Annotated in this window: 15 protein-coding genes; 8 read left to right on the top strand and 7 right to left on the bottom strand. The window is 39.9% G+C overall.

The window, feature by feature from the left end:
• Positions 1-218: 218 nt before the first annotated feature.
• Positions 219-818 (bottom strand): DUF1543 domain-containing protein, encoded by a 600-nt coding sequence (locus tag VJ786_RS15595; protein ID WP_099365651.1) that lies wholly within the window; start codon positions 816-818, stop codon positions 219-221.
• Between the two features lie 64 nt (positions 819-882).
• Between VJ786_RS15595 and VJ786_RS15590 the strand changes: the two genes are divergently transcribed.
• Positions 883-1,752, top strand: coding sequence for a serine hydrolase (locus VJ786_RS15590; protein WP_099365650.1), 870 nt, complete (start codon positions 883-885; stop codon positions 1,750-1,752).
• A 480-nt stretch (positions 1,753-2,232) separates the two neighbouring features.
• Here the strand turns inward: VJ786_RS15590 and VJ786_RS15585 are convergent, their stop codons facing one another.
• The 3 genes from VJ786_RS15585 to pdxH are packed head-to-tail and all read right to left on the bottom strand — an operon-like array spanning position 2,233 to position 4,611.
• The gene (locus tag VJ786_RS15585; RefSeq protein ID WP_336558012.1) at positions 2,233-3,432 is read right to left on the bottom strand and encodes an NADH-quinone oxidoreductase subunit D; all 1,200 of its coding nucleotides are present in this window, start codon (positions 3,430-3,432) and stop codon (positions 2,233-2,235) included.
• Between the two features lie 35 nt (positions 3,433-3,467).
• Positions 3,468-3,959 (bottom strand): NADH-quinone oxidoreductase subunit C, encoded by a 492-nt coding sequence (locus VJ786_RS15580; protein ID WP_099365647.1) that lies wholly within the window; start codon positions 3,957-3,959, stop codon positions 3,468-3,470.
• A 1-nt stretch (position 3,960) separates the two neighbouring features.
• Positions 3,961-4,611 carry a pyridoxamine 5'-phosphate oxidase gene (gene pdxH / locus VJ786_RS15575; RefSeq protein ID WP_336558011.1) on the bottom strand — a complete coding sequence of 217 codons (651 nt, stop codon included), beginning with the start codon at positions 4,609-4,611 and terminating at the stop codon, positions 3,961-3,963.
• Between the two features lie 132 nt (positions 4,612-4,743).
• Here pdxH and VJ786_RS15570 point away from each other — a divergent pair, with 132 nt between their 5' ends.
• The 6 genes from VJ786_RS15570 (at position 4,744) to VJ786_RS15545 (ending at position 11,129) form a co-directional block, all read left to right on the top strand.
• Positions 4,744-5,310: a YqgE/AlgH family protein gene (locus tag VJ786_RS15570; RefSeq protein WP_099365645.1), complete on the top strand. Its 567-nt coding sequence runs from the start codon at positions 4,744-4,746 to the stop codon at positions 5,308-5,310.
• 41 nt (positions 5,311-5,351) lie between these two features.
• The gene (locus VJ786_RS15565) at positions 5,352-6,614 is read left to right on the top strand and encodes a PQQ-dependent sugar dehydrogenase (protein ID WP_099365644.1); all 1,263 of its coding nucleotides are present in this window, start codon (positions 5,352-5,354) and stop codon (positions 6,612-6,614) included.
• Positions 6,615-6,823: 209 nt separating this feature from the next.
• Positions 6,824-8,059, top strand: a complete 1,236-nt coding sequence (locus VJ786_RS15560; protein WP_134777757.1) for an ROK family protein — start codon at positions 6,824-6,826, stop codon at positions 8,057-8,059.
• A gap of 66 nt (positions 8,060-8,125) precedes the next feature.
• The gene (locus VJ786_RS15555) at positions 8,126-8,890 is read left to right on the top strand and encodes a 5'-nucleotidase C-terminal domain-containing protein (protein WP_245153220.1); all 765 of its coding nucleotides are present in this window, start codon (positions 8,126-8,128) and stop codon (positions 8,888-8,890) included.
• Positions 8,865-9,821, top strand: coding sequence for a metallophosphoesterase (locus VJ786_RS15550; RefSeq protein WP_099365642.1), 957 nt, complete (start codon positions 8,865-8,867; stop codon positions 9,819-9,821). The genes VJ786_RS15555 and VJ786_RS15550 overlap by 26 nt, the downstream gene beginning before the upstream one ends.
• Before the next feature lie 63 nt (positions 9,822-9,884).
• Positions 9,885-11,129, top strand: a complete 1,245-nt coding sequence (locus VJ786_RS15545; protein ID WP_099365641.1) for an MDR family MFS transporter — start codon at positions 9,885-9,887, stop codon at positions 11,127-11,129.
• Between the two features lie 17 nt (positions 11,130-11,146).
• Here the strand turns inward: VJ786_RS15545 and recR are convergent, their stop codons facing one another.
• Positions 11,147-11,761 carry a recombination mediator RecR gene (recR, locus tag VJ786_RS15540; protein WP_099365640.1) on the bottom strand — a complete coding sequence of 205 codons (615 nt, stop codon included), beginning with the start codon at positions 11,759-11,761 and terminating at the stop codon, positions 11,147-11,149.
• Between the two features lie 25 nt (positions 11,762-11,786).
• Positions 11,787-13,064, bottom strand: a complete 1,278-nt coding sequence (locus VJ786_RS15535) for a Gfo/Idh/MocA family protein (RefSeq protein WP_099365639.1) — start codon at positions 13,062-13,064, stop codon at positions 11,787-11,789.
• A 182-nt stretch (positions 13,065-13,246) separates the two neighbouring features.
• On the opposite strand from VJ786_RS15535, the gene VJ786_RS15530 reads away from it, so the two are divergent.
• Complete coding sequence (locus VJ786_RS15530; RefSeq protein ID WP_134777753.1) at positions 13,247-13,951, top strand: LOG family protein; 705 nt, start codon at positions 13,247-13,249, stop codon at positions 13,949-13,951.
• A gap of 64 nt (positions 13,952-14,015) precedes the next feature.
• On the opposite strand, the gene VJ786_RS15525 is transcribed toward VJ786_RS15530, so the two are convergent.
• The gene (locus tag VJ786_RS15525; protein WP_099365637.1) at positions 14,016-16,679 is read right to left on the bottom strand and encodes a TonB-dependent receptor; all 2,664 of its coding nucleotides are present in this window, start codon (positions 16,677-16,679) and stop codon (positions 14,016-14,018) included.
• Positions 16,680-17,233 lie beyond the last annotated feature (554 nt).

Raw genomic sequence — 17,233 nt, 5'->3', positions numbered from 1 at the left:
CATCGCAAAATCTGGAAAGGGCTACATCGCAAAAGCGGCCTAATCAGAATATTATTTGGAGAAAATTTAATTTATTATTTGGATATATACACAGTTCATTGCGAGGAGGTAATACCTTCGTCATTGCGAGGAGGCACGACGAAGCAATCTTTCGAATAGTTTAAAGATTGCTTCGTTCCTCGCAATGACGGTTATAGTTCCGCAATAACGGAAATGTTTTACCCTTCCAACTTACTTAATTTTAGATAACCGACTTCCAACTTATCCTCATCCATATCACCCCCAACTCCATCTCCCCCTACAACCTCTTCAAAAACCAACTTATACTTTCTCTTCATCTCCTCCGTCAACAAATCTTCCACATTATAAATATCATCCACATCAATCCCATATTTATCATCAATATGCGATGATTCATGATGTTTCCAAAAGACCGTTTGTTTAGCGATCCTACTCGCTTCTGCCAAATCTTTTGCAACCACCAATTGTTTATAATGATATTCTTCCATATCATTCGGCTTATACCCACCCAAATTCACAAAAAACAAACTATTCCTTCCCGATACAAGCCCCTTTTTATCCAAACCACTATCATCAACTGTTTCTTCGATCTTTTCCTTTACTAAAACTTTAAAGCCCCCAACCCTACTTACCTTCCTCCAGGAATCAATGTGCATCTTCCCATTCATCTCCGGCCAAAATGCTTTCAGAGCAGGAACAAGGTCCTTTAGCTCCTCTGAAATTCCGAAAAACACATCGTGTTGCTCAATATATCTACCAAGCGGTTTCCCTCCAATAACCAACATATATAATTCCATAGCAGTCTAATTTTAATTTCTGATTCCTTAACTTAGAAATCAAAATAACCAAAAATTCTAATCCATGAAAAAACTGATCGCTTTTTGCTGCTTATTATTTGTTATAATTGGAAATTCCCAAGCCCAAAAAATCGACAAAAAGCTAACGGCAAAAATTCAGCAGGAGATCAATGGTTTCCGCGGTGATATCGGTATCTATGTCAAGAACCTTAAATCCAAAAAAGAAGTTCGAATTTCAGCAGACAGTATTTTCCCGACAGCCAGTATAGTTAAAGTTCCACTTTTGGTTGGAATTTTCCAGAAAATAGACGCCAATGAAGTTCAATTGGAACAAAAATTCATCTATAGCGATAAGAGAACTTATGGTGGATCAGGATTGATGCAGTTTTATAAGGATAGTGCGCAGACGGATCTTTCAACCATGATTTCTCTGATGTTGACCTATTCGGATAATGTGACATCGATCTGGATTCAAGAATTGGCTGGTGGTGGTCAGACCATAAACCCATTGATGGATAATCTTGGATTGAAAAATACAAAAGTGAATTCCAGGACGGCAGGTAGAGAGGATATCTGGAAAAAATATGGTTGGGGACAAACTACACCTTATGAAATCGCTCATTTATTTGAATTGATTAGGGAAGGAAAGGTTATTTCCGAAAAACAGTCGGATAAGATGTATAGGTTTTTAAAGAACCAGTTTTATAATGAAAGGTCCTTATCTCAGATTCCTGCTATTTATGCGACAATCAGTAAGACGGGGTCGGTTAATGATGCACGGGGTGAGGTTGTTTTAGTGAATGCGCCGCATGGAGATATTGTGTTTTCGATTTTGACGAAGAATAATAAGGATCAAAGTTGGACAAAGGATAATGAGGCTGAAAATTTAACGAGAAGGATTGCAAAGATAATTTGGGATCATTTTGAAGGATAAAGGTCTTACGTCATTGCGAGATCCTTCGGCATTACGAGGACCTTCGTCATTGCGAGGAACGAAGCAATCTTTCTTCCTGTCATGCTGAGCGTAGTCGAAGGATCTGTACGGGTACCACATGTAGAAGCTTCGACTTCGCTCAGCATGACATGCGTAAAGATTGCTTCGTCGTGCCTCCTCGCAATGACGGGAAAAGTTTCTCGCAATGACTGGTAAAATTCCTCGCCATGACGAATACGCACAAATACGCATAAACGTACAAATACGCATATAACTATAAAAAAGAAAGGGAAGCAATCTGGCAATTGCTCCCCTAACTATTAACCAATTATAAACTTAAATTATGAGACAGCAAATATAAATATTATTTACATATCTCAAATATATTTTTTGCGCTTTTTTGCACGTTTCATTTTTTAACCGTCCAACCATTGCAACCATACCCTACCTATCCAACTCGCCAACCCTTACCAATAATTCCTACCTATCCACCTCACCAAGCACAATATCAATAGAACCCAATATCGCAATCAGATCCGCGATCAACACCCCTCTTCCCAATTCCGGCAAAACCGATAAATTATTAAAACTTGGTCCTCTTGCCTTCACCCTACGAGGAATATCCGTCTTTTCCGCCGTCACAAAATAAAATCCCAATTCACCTTTCGGATTTTCTGCCCGAACATAATAATCCTGAGCTTTTAGGTTTACCTTTTTAGGAACCAAAGCCCGCGGATCAAAATTTACCGTCCGTTTAAAATCCCCCATCAATCTTTCCAAACACTGCTCAATAATCCGCACAGACTCCTTCACTTCATCCACCCGCACCTTATACCTATCCCAACAATCGCCCAAAGAACCCATCTCTCCTTTTCCCACAGGAACATCAAACTCAATTTCCGGATAGACCGAATAACCATCCACCCTCCTCAGATCCCATTTGATACCCGATGCACGCAGCATAGGTCCTGAACAACCATAATTAATGGCTACATCAGCAGGCAAAACCCCGATATTCGCCGTCCGCTGTATAAAAATCTCGTTATTGGAAAGTAGTCCATCCAGCTCCTGCAATTTAGGCTTGAAATAGTCCACAAATTCCAAACAACGCTCCTCAAAATTCACCGGAAGATCATAGAAAAGCCCACCGATCCAGATGTAATTGTACAACATCCTCGATCCCGAAGCCCATTCCAACATATTCATGATATGCTCCCTATCCCTAAAACACCACATAAAAGGTGTAAAAGCCCCAATATCGATCCCATAGGTTCCAATAGCAATCAAATGCGAAGCAATACGGTTCAGCTCACAAACCAAAACTCGGATATATTCTATCCTTTTCGGAATCTTATCCTGTATACCCAACATCCGCTCCACTCCCATCACAAAAGCATGACTATTGTTCATGGAGGCCAGATAATCCAACCGATCCGTAAAGGGAATGGTCTTCGTATAATTGATGGACTCCGCATGCTTATCAAAACACCGGTGCAGGTAACCCAGATGAGGAATGATATCCTTAACGATCTCCCCATCCGTAATCAATTCCAAGCGTAACACTCCATGTGTAGAAGGATGTTGCGGCCCCATATTGATCACCATTTCCTGAGAGGAAACCGAATTGATCCTCTCCTCGTAATCCCGAAGACCCTGTGTATATTTTTCGTCGATGCTCATCTTAAATAGGAAAATCTATTTGGATTCAATAATAATTACTTAATAGGGATTTGATGGTAAGACTCTGGATCCTGATAATCCTTACGCAAAGGATACCCCTCCCAATCATCAGGCATTAAAATCCTCCTCAGATCAGGATGATCGGTAAAAAATATACCCATCAGATCAAAGATTTCCCGTTCATGCCAATCGGCTGTTCTCCATACCGATGTAACAGAAGGAATTTCCGGAAGATTGTTCAGGCTCCGATCATTTGCCAGCTTCACTTTCAAAACGCATTGCGTTTGGTAAGGAATAGAACTTAGGTGGTAGACCACGTCAAATTCAGCGGCCGGATGAAAATCCACCCCCGTTATGTTGGCCAAAAAATCAAAATAGAAACCTTCCGTATCACGCAGCAATTTGGCAGCCTGCAGCAGATAATTGGGATCCAAATAGATGGCCGGCTGAAGACCATGGTCCTGAAGGGTAACAATTGCCTGCTCCCCTAGATTCCCCAGGATTAATTCTTTTACTTTTTCAAACATGCTATGGTGCTATACGATTGATGGACCAAGATCCATCTTCCTGCTTATAAACGATTCGATCATGAAGCCTGCTGCTCCTACCTTGCCAAAATTCCATCCGATAAGGCTTCAATAGAAATCCACCCCAAAAATTAGGTCTTTGGATTTCCCCTTCACCCACTTCCGCAGAAACCTCAGCCACCCGATGCTCCAATTCTTCCCTATTATTGATGATGGCACTCTGCGGACTGGCAATGGCGCCAATCTGACTCCCTCTTGGTCTCGAAGAAAAGTATTCATCGGATTCTTCTGGAGCCAATTTTTCTACTTCAGCCTCCATACGCACCTGCCGCTGTAATTCCGGCCAGAAAAACAACACCGATACAAAGGGATTGGCGACAATCTCTTGTCCTTTCCGACTATTATAATTGGTGAAAAAGCTGATGCCATCCGTTTTGATATCCTTCATCAATACAACGCGCGATGAGGGTTTCCCGTCTACAGAAGCCGATGATACCACCATGGCTGTAGGCTCGGTGACTTCACTAACCATAGCTTCAGAAAACCATTTCTTGAATTGATCAATCGGATTTCCCAAAACTTCATTTTCGCTCAGACTGCTTTTGGCATAGTCTTCACGTATAGCCGCAATTTCTTTATGTTCGATGGACATGACGCTAATGTATTTGCTACAAACTTAACGAAATATCCATTTTTTAATAAAAATGATATTAAAATTATTACTATTTTACAATGGAATTAAAATCAAAAAACTATATTTTTGGTTAACATACATCTATACATTATGTTCAACGAATTTATACCTAAGACAGGAAGTTTATTGATTTCAGAGCCTTTCATGCTGGATCAGAACTTCGAACGTTCGGTCGTATTATTGTGCGAACACAATGATACAGAAGGAACGGTAGGCCTAGTCCTCAATCACCGATCCATGCTCTATCTATCTGATGTACTGGATGGTATGAACAACACGGAGATCCCCCTTTATTTTGGTGGCCCAGTAGAAGGAAATGCCCTCTTTTTTATCCACAAAGCTTTTGACAAACTCCAAAGTGGCAACCATATTGTCGATGACCTGTACTGGGGCGGAGATTTTGATCGCTTAAAGGAATTAATAAACAACAATTTACTGAACCAAGATGAAGTTAAATTGTTCTTAGGATATTCCGGATGGAGTATCGGGCAATTGGATCAGGAAATTAAACAGAACTCCTGGGCGGTGCATAATTCCTTTAATATCGATCTTACCTTCATCAATGATGGGGAAGATCTTTGGAAGGAAACCATCATCAGTATGGGACCGAAATATGCCCACGTCGCAAACTTTCCGAAGCGTCCGGAGTTTAATTAAAAAGATTTACACAAAATATAACAAAAAAACCTCACCTCACCATGAAGAAACAGCTTACAAGTGCTTTGGTTTATGCAACAGCAACCGCTTTTATTTCATGTTCCGGAACAAATAATAACGGAACAGAAATCAAAGACAGTTCAACTATTGTTCAGGATACGACCAAATATCCTCCAGTTGAAACTGGCAAAGCAAATACAGATTATAAACCTGCTTTTGAAGGTCAAACCCGAATTGCAGGTGTCAAAACAAAAACTCCATACGAAGGAAAGGTCATTGCACAAGGATTGAAGAACCCTTGGGGAGCAGCCGTTCTACCTGATGGAAGAATATTGGTAACCCAACAACGCGAAGGGAACATGATCATATTGGATCCTACAACCGGAAGTGTTAGTGCACCGATCACTGGATTGCCAAAAGTAGATTCTGATGGACAAGGCGGTTTATTAGGCCTTACTTTGGATCCAGATTTTGCGAGCAACCGTATGGTGTACTGGGTGTTTTCTGAACCAGTAACTGGTGGTAACCATACTGCGGTAGGTAAAGGAAAGCTTTCTGCCGATGAAAAAACAATTGAAGGCGCTACGGTTATCTATCAAGCCTTACCTACCTACAAAGGAAAACTGCATTATGGAGGAAGGATTATCTTTGACAAAGAGGGCAACTTGTTTGTATCCACTGGCGAACGTTCGGATAAAGAAACCAGACCTCAAGCGCAGCATTTAAATTCTGCTCTAGGTAAGATTGTACGTATTACCAAAGATGGTAAAGCGGCATCAGGAAACCCCTTTGCCAATAACAAAGATGCAAAACCAGAGATCTATTCCTATGGGCATAGAAATACGCAAGGATTGGCGTTCAACCCAGTTACGGGAGATCTTTGGAACTCCGAATTCGGCCCACGTGGAGGTGATGAGATCAACATTGTGAAGCCAAGCCTTAATTATGGTTGGCCGACGATCACCTATGGTATTGAGTATGGTGGACCAGCCATTGGTAACCCGCCTATCCAACAAAAGGATGGTCTGGAACAACCTGTATATTATTGGGATCCGGTATTATCTCCGGGAGGAATGGTATTCTATACAGGATCCAATATCCCAGAATGGAAGAACAACTTATTTATTGGTGGTCTAAGCAGTATGCATATTGCAAGATTGGTGATCGAAAATAATAAAGTGGTTGGAGAAGAGCGATTATTGGCTTCTGAAGGCGAAAGATTCCGGGATGTTATCCAAGGAAAAGATGGAGCCTTGTACGCTATTACAGATGGCGGTAAAGTCTATAAAATCGACAAAAAATAATACATCATTATTAAAATATTAGCCGGACTAAATTTAGTTCGGCTTTTTTTTTGAAAAATACTAACACTCAATGACTTAAAAAAATTAATAAGTTTGTTATTTTAACATTTTTTTAAGAAAAATATGCGACGATTTTAAAATTATTATTTATTTTAGAGAAATTATTAACCATACACAAATTAATTATCGGAATACAACACTTCTCCTTTATGAATGCAGTCGATCAATTATTAACCCCGAATACCATTAAGAGCAGAAAGTCAGCAAAGATTACCAAGAATAAAATGGCTTTATTACAGGCCATCTATGCTGCCGGCAAAACATCCATAAACGATCTGATGCGCGAATTGAGTCTCAGCTTTCCGACACTGAGTGTCATGTTGAACGAATTATTGGATCAGAAATTAATCCTTCAGGAAGAACGGGGTGAATCTATTGGCGGCAGAAAACCGAATCTTTTTCAATTAAACCATAACCTATTTAAAATCTTAACAATTGAAATCACCAGGTTTACGGTTATGCTGGGAGTTCTCGATAACAATTCCAATCTAGTTACACCCATAAAAACCTATGGTTTTAAGATTTCAAAAAACCTGAATAAACTATCCAGCTTCAAAGCCATTATCGAAGATTACATGCAGGGATATCCCGAAATATGGAAACAATGCTCTGGAATCGCTATCTCCATGCCGGGTCTGGTGGATGAAAAAGCGGGAAACAACTATACCTTTTTTTATGAACCTGACTTTCAGTTAGCATCAGATCTTGAAATAGAATTCAACAAGACGGTGAGGATCATGAATCAGGCCAAGGTAAACTGCATGGCTGAACAATTTTTTGGCCCTTTAAAAAGAAAAAACAATGCCTTGATCATTCAATTGGACTGGGGTATTGGGCTAGGCATCATTGCCGATGGAAAAATCTATTCGGGAAAGAATGGCTTCTCAGGCGAAATGGGGCACATATCCTTCAAAGAAGAAGGCGAATTATGCTATTGTGGGAAGAGGGGTTGCTTAGAAACGATTGTTTCTGGTTCTGCGCTTGTCAAACAGGCCAAAGAAGATATTCTCAATGGCACTCCAACGTTGATCAAATTGGAAGGCGAAGAACAAGAACTGTTACCCATCCATATTATTCAAGCCGCATTGGAAGGCGATCAATATGCGATTCAGCTGATTTCTTCTCTAGGAAACAAACTAGGGCGAGCTATTGCGTTATTTATCCAGGTATTTAATCCGGAGACTATTCTGTTGACCGGCGAGTTTACCAGGGCCTCCTCCATCCTGTCAGCATCCATACTCCAACAGGTTCAAACATATTCCATGACCAAATTGGCAGACAATTGTGAATTGATCATATCCGAATTGGGCGATCGTTCCATTTCCCTGGGTCTTACCCGATTATTCATGAACAAATATTTCGAAGAGCGCTTAGGATTAAATTAACCAAAAAATAACAGCCATTTTTTCGTATTGTTGGCAATCTTAATAACTTTGCATAAAATTATTAATATGAAGACATGGTTTTCTACCTATAATTTGCTCTTCCTTTCCGTTGGTCTACTCGCATTAAGTTCCTGTAAAACCACCTACTACCAATCTACTGTTAGTAATAAACAGATGATTGCTATAAACAATAGTATCGTAGAGGACACGGCGATCAGCAATTATATCAACCCATATCGTACGCAATTGGAGGCAAAGATGAATGAAGTCATTGGCATTTCCACCGAGAATATGATCCATAATCGTAATCTCCCAGAAAGCCTATTGAGTAATTTCTTTGTGGATGCAATGATGGGAATAGGTAGAAAGATCGACCCTGAGGTTGATTTTTCCATGGCTACAAAAGATGGAATCCGTTCCAACATCAAAGCTGGAGATATCACCGTTGGCACCATCTTCGAATTCATGCCTTTTGAAAACCTTTTTGTGGTACTGGAATTGAAAGGTTCCGATGTATTACGACTGGCGGATTTCATTGCCGAAAGCAATGGGCAGCCCATTGGCAATGCACAAATTCTGATCAAGGATAAAAAGCTGCAGGATTTCAAGATCGCCGGCAAAAATATTGATCCCAACAAAACCTATAAGCTCATCACGTATGACTTTATTGCCAATGGTGGAGACCATGTGAGGGGATTGGAAAACCCGGTCAAGAAAACCACCTCTACGCAGTTGGTCCGCGAAGGCTTGATCGATTATATACAGGGAATCAGCAAATCAGGTAAAAAAATAGAATCGAAATTAGATGGAAGAGTTAAAATCATTCAATAGAAGAGATTTCTTAAAAGGAATGCTTGCTCTAGGAGCAACAGCTACCCTTTCAGGACTTCCTAGCACTAGTTTTGCCCGTGGAAAAGAGGTAAAGATTACGATACTACACACGAACGATGTGCATAGCCGTATCGACCCATTCCCGATGGATGGGAGCCGTTTCCAAGGTCTTGGTGGAGTAGCGCGTAGAAGCACCTTGATCAAAAAGATCCGTGGCGAAGAAAAGAACGTCCTTTTATTCGATGCTGGCGATATTTTCCAGGGAACCCCTTATTTCAATGTCTTTGATGGGAAATTGGAACTGGAACTGATGTCTAAATTAGGATACGATGCAGGAACATTCGGCAACCATGAATTCGACAATGGACTCCCTGGTCTGTTAAAGCATTTTGACAAGGCGAATTTCCCATTTATAACTTCCAATTACGACTTTACCGGAACCATCATGGAGGGCAAAACCAAAGAACACGTGGTTTTTACCCGAGATGGCGTAAAGATCGGGGTATTTGCTGTTGGTGTCAATTTAGACGGCCTGGTGGATCCTAATAGTTATAAGGGTATGAAGATCCTAGACCCGATCGAAGTAGCCAATAGGATGTCCAAAAAGCTGAAACATGACCTGAAATGTGATATCGTCATTTGCCTGTCGCATATTGGTTATAGCTATGAAACAGATCAGCCTTCTGATCTGAAGATGGCACAGCAAACTCGAGATATCGATTTGATTATTGGCGGACATACCCATACCTTTTTGGATAAACCAACAGAAGTCAAGAACTTGGCCGGCCAGATTACCCTGGTCAACCAAACGGGTCGCTCTGGTGTGAACTTAGGAAGAATTGACATCATCCTGAACAAACAGACCGGTAAGAAGCGTTTGGAATCTGTAGCCTATCAGATCAATTCTTCGTTGGATTCATCCAACGCATAATCTTGCAGACATAGCTATTTTTTTAATATGCCCTGCAAAGGGCACAGCTAATCTATTACCCAAATGAAAACATTCTTAAAACTCTATATTGATTCTTACAGGGGGCTTTCCCCGGCAGCCTGGCTGCTAGCCTTAGTGATGCTGATCAACCGAACAGGTTCCATGGTTATTCCCTTTTTGGGAATATACATGTCCTCCGAATTGGGTTTTTCAAAGCCCCAGATCGGTATTGTATTGGGCTGTTTTGGCTTGGGTTCGGTATTTGGATCTTGGCTTGGGGGCTGGCTGACCGATAAATTCGGCAATTTCAAGATTCAGCTATGGAGCTTGATCCTGGTCATCCCTTTGTTCCTAATTTTGCCACAGTTCCGTAGTTTCCATGGACTTGCGGTCATGATTTTCCTGTTAACATTAGTAGCCGATACCTTCCGTCCGGCCAACTCCGTTTCGGTTGCTCGATATGCAAAACCAGAGAATATTACCCGCGCCTATTCCCTTAACCGGATGGCGGTCAACCTGGGATTTTCCATTGGTCCAGCTTTGGGAGGTTTCCTTGCGAAGATTTCCTACGATTGGATATTCTATGGTAATGCCCTGGCTGCAGCCGTAGCCGCTGTGGTATTTATCTACTTCTTCCGGAATAGAAAACCAAACGTTGCAGCTGAGAAAGAAAGTAATCAGGCAAAAGAAACCGAGGTGGAAATAGCAGAACAGAAACCTACTCGAAATGCCTATTCAGATGGATTGTTCATCATATTTAACATCATCTGTGTATTCTTTAATATGGCATTCTTCCAATTGTTGGGAACCCTGCCCTTGTACTATAAAGAAATCCATTTATTAGAACCTGACCAGATTGGCCTGTTATTAGGATTCAGTGGTTTTGTGATCGTACTTTTTGAAATGATTTTGGTCCATATGGTGGAGCATCGCTTTTCGGTCAAACAGATCATGCTCTGGGGGACGGTTATTGCGGGGATTTCCTACATGATGCTGAACGTAGATTATGGCATTCCATGGTTGTTTCTTGCCATGTTCCTTTTATCCACCGGAGAAATGCTCACCTTACCTTTTTTGGCAACAGTTTCCATATCTCGGGCAAGCAAAAGCAACCAAGGTGCCTATATGGGTTTTAATTCCCTTTCATTTGCAGTTGCCAATGTATTCTGTGCGTATCTAGGCACCTATATAGCCGAACATTTTGGCTATAACATCCTATGGACAGGAGCAGGAACCACCTTATTGATCTGCGCCCTTGCGTATTATTGGATCATTAATAAAATGGATAAGGAAAAAGGCTTAGCCTAAGGGTAATAGGTTTTAATTTACCCTACATTTCGTTCATAAGGTACACGTGTGGCAATGGATCTACCCAAGGTGATCTCATCCACATATTCCAGTTCACCTCCGAAGGAGATTCCTCTGGCAATGGTACTGATCTGCAGTTCAAATTCGCGGAGCTTGCGGTATAAGTAAAAGATAGTGGTATCTCCTTCCATGGTGGCACTGAGCGCCAAAATGACTTCCTGGACCTGTGAATTCCGTAAGCGTTCGATCAGACTCTCAATTTTAAGATCTGCGGGCCCAACCCCTTCCATTGGGGATATCAAACCACCTAACACATGGTAAACGCCATTGAACTGATTGGTGTTTTCTATCGCCATCACATCCCGGGTATCTTCCACAACACAGACCAAAGAATGATCTCTTTTCGGGGAAGAACAGATTTCACATACCTCCAGATCGGAAATATTGTGGCAGGTACGACAATATTTGATCTCACTTTTCAATCGATCCAAGGAAGAAGTGAATTTTGAAACATCAGCATCCGCTTGTTTCAAGAGATGCAATACCAGACGAAGGGCAGTTTTTTTACCGACGCCTGGTAACTTAGCAAATTCTTCTACCGCTTGTTCAAGAAGTTTGGAGGAAAAGTTCATTCCACAAAATTACAAAATAATTAAGTTAGAAATCCAAATAATCCCACTTTCCTCGGTAAGGTCTTGATTTCAGGTTATTGGCAAAAGGATTGTCAAATACCTCTTTTTTCGGATCCCATTGTATTGTTTTCTGTAGTTGGTAAGCGATATTCACCGCATTACAAACCGTAGCTGTTCGATGCCCAATTTCCACATCACAGATCGGTTTAGAACGTTTTTTGATCGCATCCACAAAATCCCTGTAATGGTTTTCCGAGTAGTACACCTTACGATCCTTTTCAGCGATCGCTGATTTTGGAAGATTGGTCTTATCCGAAGTCAAAAATTCTCGGGCTACTTCGATCTTCCCTTCGGTACCTATAAATTGAATAGCATTGAATTTCCCCCAGGACTTATGATGCACTTTCACCCCATTCTTATAGGTAAAATAGAGTCCTTCTTTAGCTTTTGGTATATCCGGAGGTGTAAAAGACACAGGCCCGGAGTTATCCATCCCAAGGGCCCACTGAACGATATCGAACATATGTGCGCCCCAATCGGTGATATAACCACCCCCGAAACCATGGTACAAACGCCATAACGCCCATTCTGGTGCATTTATAGGTGGACTTAGGATGGGATTATAGCCTCGGTATAGAGAAGGGCCAACCCAAGAGTCCCAATCGAGGTGTGCAGGAGCTTCCATTGAAGGCAGATCACATTCCACTACAGGTTCTCCGATAGAGACATTGACTTCCTTGATATCACCGATATATCCATTACGGATCAAATCAGCAGCATGCCTAAAATTATGTTGAGAGCGTTGCATGGAACCCGTCTGCAGCACCCTTTTATATTTCCGGGTGGCATCCACCATAGCTCGGCCTTCATCAATGGTCAGCGCCAAAGGCTTCTCACAATAGATATCTTTTCCCGCTTTGGCCGCATCCACTACATGCATGGCATGCCAATGGTCTGGAGAGGCGATCACCACCGCATCGATATCCTTTCTGGCAAGTAGATCGCGGTAATTCTTAAACCCTTCTACTTGCTGGCCTGATTTTTCTGCATTCCGTTTATTGGCAGTATTTAGGAAACTGTTCAGTTTCGTACTATCCACATCCGCAGCAGCGAGCACCATCGTTTCCGGAAGGCTCATCAATCCATTCAATAAAGTCCCCACCTGCTTACCTACCCCAATATATCCCAAATTGATCCGATCACTGGGTGCCAGAAATCCATTACCTCCCATTACATGACGAGGAAGGATAGTAAAAGCCGCCGCACCAAGTGCAGCACTGCTGATAAATTTTCTTCTGTTCATTTAGGTTTTATTTGTTTTTAAAAGAACTAAAACGTTTTTTGGTTAATTAATTAAATATAATTATTCCGATTTAATAATCAAAAAAACTACTGCAAACATTTCTTGAATTTTAATTATTATGCTATATTACAACAAACAGGAAAGGCTATTTTTAAAAAGCCTGCTGTTTATAATTTATATTTATGACGCAAAATGACAGAATATTAAGTTCCTTCGCCAACAAGACTTGGCAGGAAATAAAAGTAAAGGACTCCTGGCAGATCTTCAAAATCATGGCGGAGTTCGTGGATGGATTTGAGAAATTGGCAAAGATTGGTCCCTGTGTTTCCATATTTGGATCGGCAAGAACTCCGGATGAACACAAATATTACCAGATGACGGTACAGATTGCCAGTTTATTGGCAGAACGTGGATATGGTGTGATTTCAGGTGGTGGACCAGGTATTATGGAAGCTGCAAATAAAGGGGCTTATACCGCTGGTGGTAAATCCGTAGGATTGAATATTGAACTGCCACATGAGCAGTTCCACAATAAATACATCGATAGGGACAAACTATTGGAGTTTAATTATTTCTTCGTTCGCAAGGTCATGTTCATGAAGTATTCGCAGGGATATATTGTGATGCCTGGTGGATTCGGAACGATGGATGAATTGTTTGAGGCCGTTACCTTGATCCAGACAGGTAAGATTGCCCGTTTCCCTATTGTCTTGGTAGGATCAAGCTATTGGTCCGGATTGTTTGATTGGATCAAAGGAACCATGCTGACGAACAAATATATCAGTGAAGAGGATTTGAATCTTTATAGGATGGTGGATACGGCAGAGGAAGCTGTTGAACACATCTTTAGGTTCTACGATAAGTATTTATTGAAACCGAATTTTTAAAATTTATTTAAAAAAAAACGGGCAAATCTTTCGATTTGCCCGTTTCTATTTCATCTTATCTTGATTAGAAGCTGTAAGTTAAACCAGCATTCCAAGTTGTTCCTACACCGTAGAAATATCCATACGCATCTTTACGAGAGAAGTAATCTTCGTTCAAAAGGTTTTTAACATTACCTCTGAATTTCAATTTCTGGCTGTTTTTCAAGTTGAACGTATAACTTAAACCCGCATCAATAATGTTGTAACTATCTAATTTTTCAGATTGGTAAACTTCACCTTTTAAAGATGAAGCAATGATATCATCCACATTCACATTACCATATAATCTTGCAAAGTGGTTAAAATCTGCATCGATCGAGAAGTGAGGAAGAATAAAATATTTAGCACCTAAACCAAAGGTTGTTTGTGCCGCATTACCAACTTTAACTCCTGTTAAATCTTGACCATTTTTATCTTCAAAAATAATGTTGAAAGAATCATTATCTCTTACACGGTAAGGAGATTTTCCATCATATTTCCAGTCACCAATTGAACCATAACCTCTTAAAGTAAGATTAGACAATACACGAGCATTAAAATCTAATTCCAAACCTTTATGAGCTTGACCTACACCAGTGAATAAATAAGTAACACTTTGGTAAGTATCAGAACCTACAACATAATCTCTAGCACCGTAATCTGTAAAGCGGTTTTTCCAAGTTGTATAGTAACCATTCAAATTCACATCAAACATTTCTGTTGTAAATTTATAACCAGCTTCTAAACCAAAGATTTTCTCATTTTTAACTTCAGGATCTGCAAAATCAACAGTGTTTGAAATAAATACATTATCCAAGAATGGTTGACGAGAGTAATGGCCGATGTTCGCAAACACAGTTTGTCCTTCTACGAAAGAATATGCCATACCTCCTTTAAGGTTGTAACCAAATTTATTGTCAAATTTGGATTTCTTCTCGCCTTCTGCATAGTTCCAACGATCGATTTTTTGGTATCCTTGGTTAGACATTGCTCCTTGAACAAATACCGAAAATTGATCATCAGCATATTCAACTTGTCCGAAAACACCTTGATAATTGATATTCTCACTGTTATCATAAGCTACTCGTTGATCTAAGCTTGGGCTTTTTCTGAACAAATGTTCCCAAGGATTAGTAGAATAAGTCTCTGTAACAACGTTTCTTTTATGTGGATTAATCTCTGGTCTAGTGCTTGATTCTGCAACTCTACCTTGTGCACCTAATAAATCAACCAATTGTTGGAAGTGATCTCCTTTGTAGAATCTTAAATCCATACCCACATTGTAAGATAAATACTCACTAGCTTCAATGTTAAAGTTTGAAACTAATCCATACCAAAAGTGGTTATTTACAGAAGCTCTTAAAGTCGTACCGTTATTTCCTTGAGAAATTCCATTCGTTAATTTAGTATTCAAATCTGCAAGAACATCCCAGTTGGTTGTTCCATTATTTGCATCATAACCATTTAACGTAAATCCAGGACCATTTCCTAAGATACCTGTACCACCACCTTTACCAATTGATGCATATAATACAGTAGATAATGATGTTCTATCTGAAATTGTCCAGTCCCAGTTAATATTACTTACTGGTTTGTGGTAGAAGTTTGTTCTTTGTGACAAACCTTCTCCTTTGTACCAACCATAGTTATTGTTACCTTTCTCACCAGTGATATCATAACCTGGAGTTTGAAGAATAGTATTATTTGATCTGTAACCAGAAACTAATGGTTTAGAATAGTTTTGGTCATGCCACTGAGGTGCACCAAAGATCATAAAGTTCAAATTATGGTTTTCGTTTGGTTGATAACCAACAGAAAAGAAATAGTTTTGACCAGCACCTGCGGTACCTAAAGCATATTTTTTATCCGCTCTCCATCCATTTACCATCATGGAGAAACCCCATTTACCTACCATACCGGTATTGTAAACCAAAGTTGCTTTAGCTAATCCATCGTTACCAGTTTCCATACGTACAGAACCACCTCTATTTAATTCAGTAGCTTTAGTTACGATGTTTACTGTACCACCTACCGAAGAGATCGCTAATTTTGAAGAACCCAAACCTCTTTGGATCTGAATCAAATTAGCCACATCAGACATAGCAGACCAGTTAGACCAGTACATGTTACCATCTTCCATACCGTTGATTGGCTGACCGTTCAATAAGAATGCTGTGTTTGATTGATCAAAACCACGAACAAACATTTTTGAATCACCAAATCCGCTTGCTTGGTCAGCAATGTAAACAGAAGGTGTGTTTTTCATTAACTCAGGGAATTCAACGTTTGCACCACTTTTTTCCTGAATCTCTAAAGGAGTTATTGTTGAAACCGCAATTGGAGTTTTACGATCAGCGATATCAATAATCCCTTTACCAATTACAACTACTTCACCTAATTCTTGAGAACCTGATTCAACTAATACAATAGTTCCTAAATTTAATTTGTTTGCTGAGAACTCTACCTCTGAAGTAAGGTAGCCCAACATTTTCACAACCAATGTTCCGGTTTGGAGAGGAGCATTAATTGAGAAGTTACCATTTGCATCTGTAGAACTACCTACAGAAGTACCTTTTACCAAGATAGTTGCACCTGATAAAGGCTCAGTTCCATTAGTAACTCTTCCTTGTAACAGGTTTTGCGCCCATGTAACGTTACATAGAAGTACTAATGCAAAAATGGCAATCAGTTTAGTAGAAATTTTTTCCATATGTTAAGTTGTTTTTACTGCGCAAAAGTAAAAAGTCAGATTGACTTTAAATAACCCTTAACATAAACTTAATATACTCACACCCACCTTTTTGCATCTTTATGGCAGATTCGAGTAAACAAAAATTAGAATTTTAAATAGTTTTCACAGCAACTATTATCATTGTTTAAAATATTAGCAACGAAAAACACTAAAAATTAGAAAATTAACAAATTTTAACATTTTTCAAAATGTGGAAAAGTTTTCTCGCAGAAAGACATTTCTACCGGGATAAGTCATTCATCGTAACAGGAATAATCTTAGGTAAAGGTATTAATCTGTTAGCTAAAAAAAAGTTATTGTGTACGAGGTGCAAGTGAGGTGTAAGTGACTTGAAAGTGAGTTGTAAGTGACTTTAGTCACTTGAACCTTACTTGCACATTACTTGCAATATGTATGAACAATGTCTTGTCCTTATATAGCTATACAGATTATTGGTTTAATTCTGAATTGATTATACAGGCAAATTTGGTAATACTATATGTACTATACAAACTCTTTCTTCACTATTGGAT

Source organism: Sphingobacterium tenebrionis (genome assembly GCF_037126265.1).
Lineage (GTDB): Bacteria > Bacteroidota > Bacteroidia > Sphingobacteriales > Sphingobacteriaceae > Sphingobacterium > Sphingobacterium tenebrionis.
This window is presented reverse-complemented; position numbering and strand designations above follow the sequence as displayed.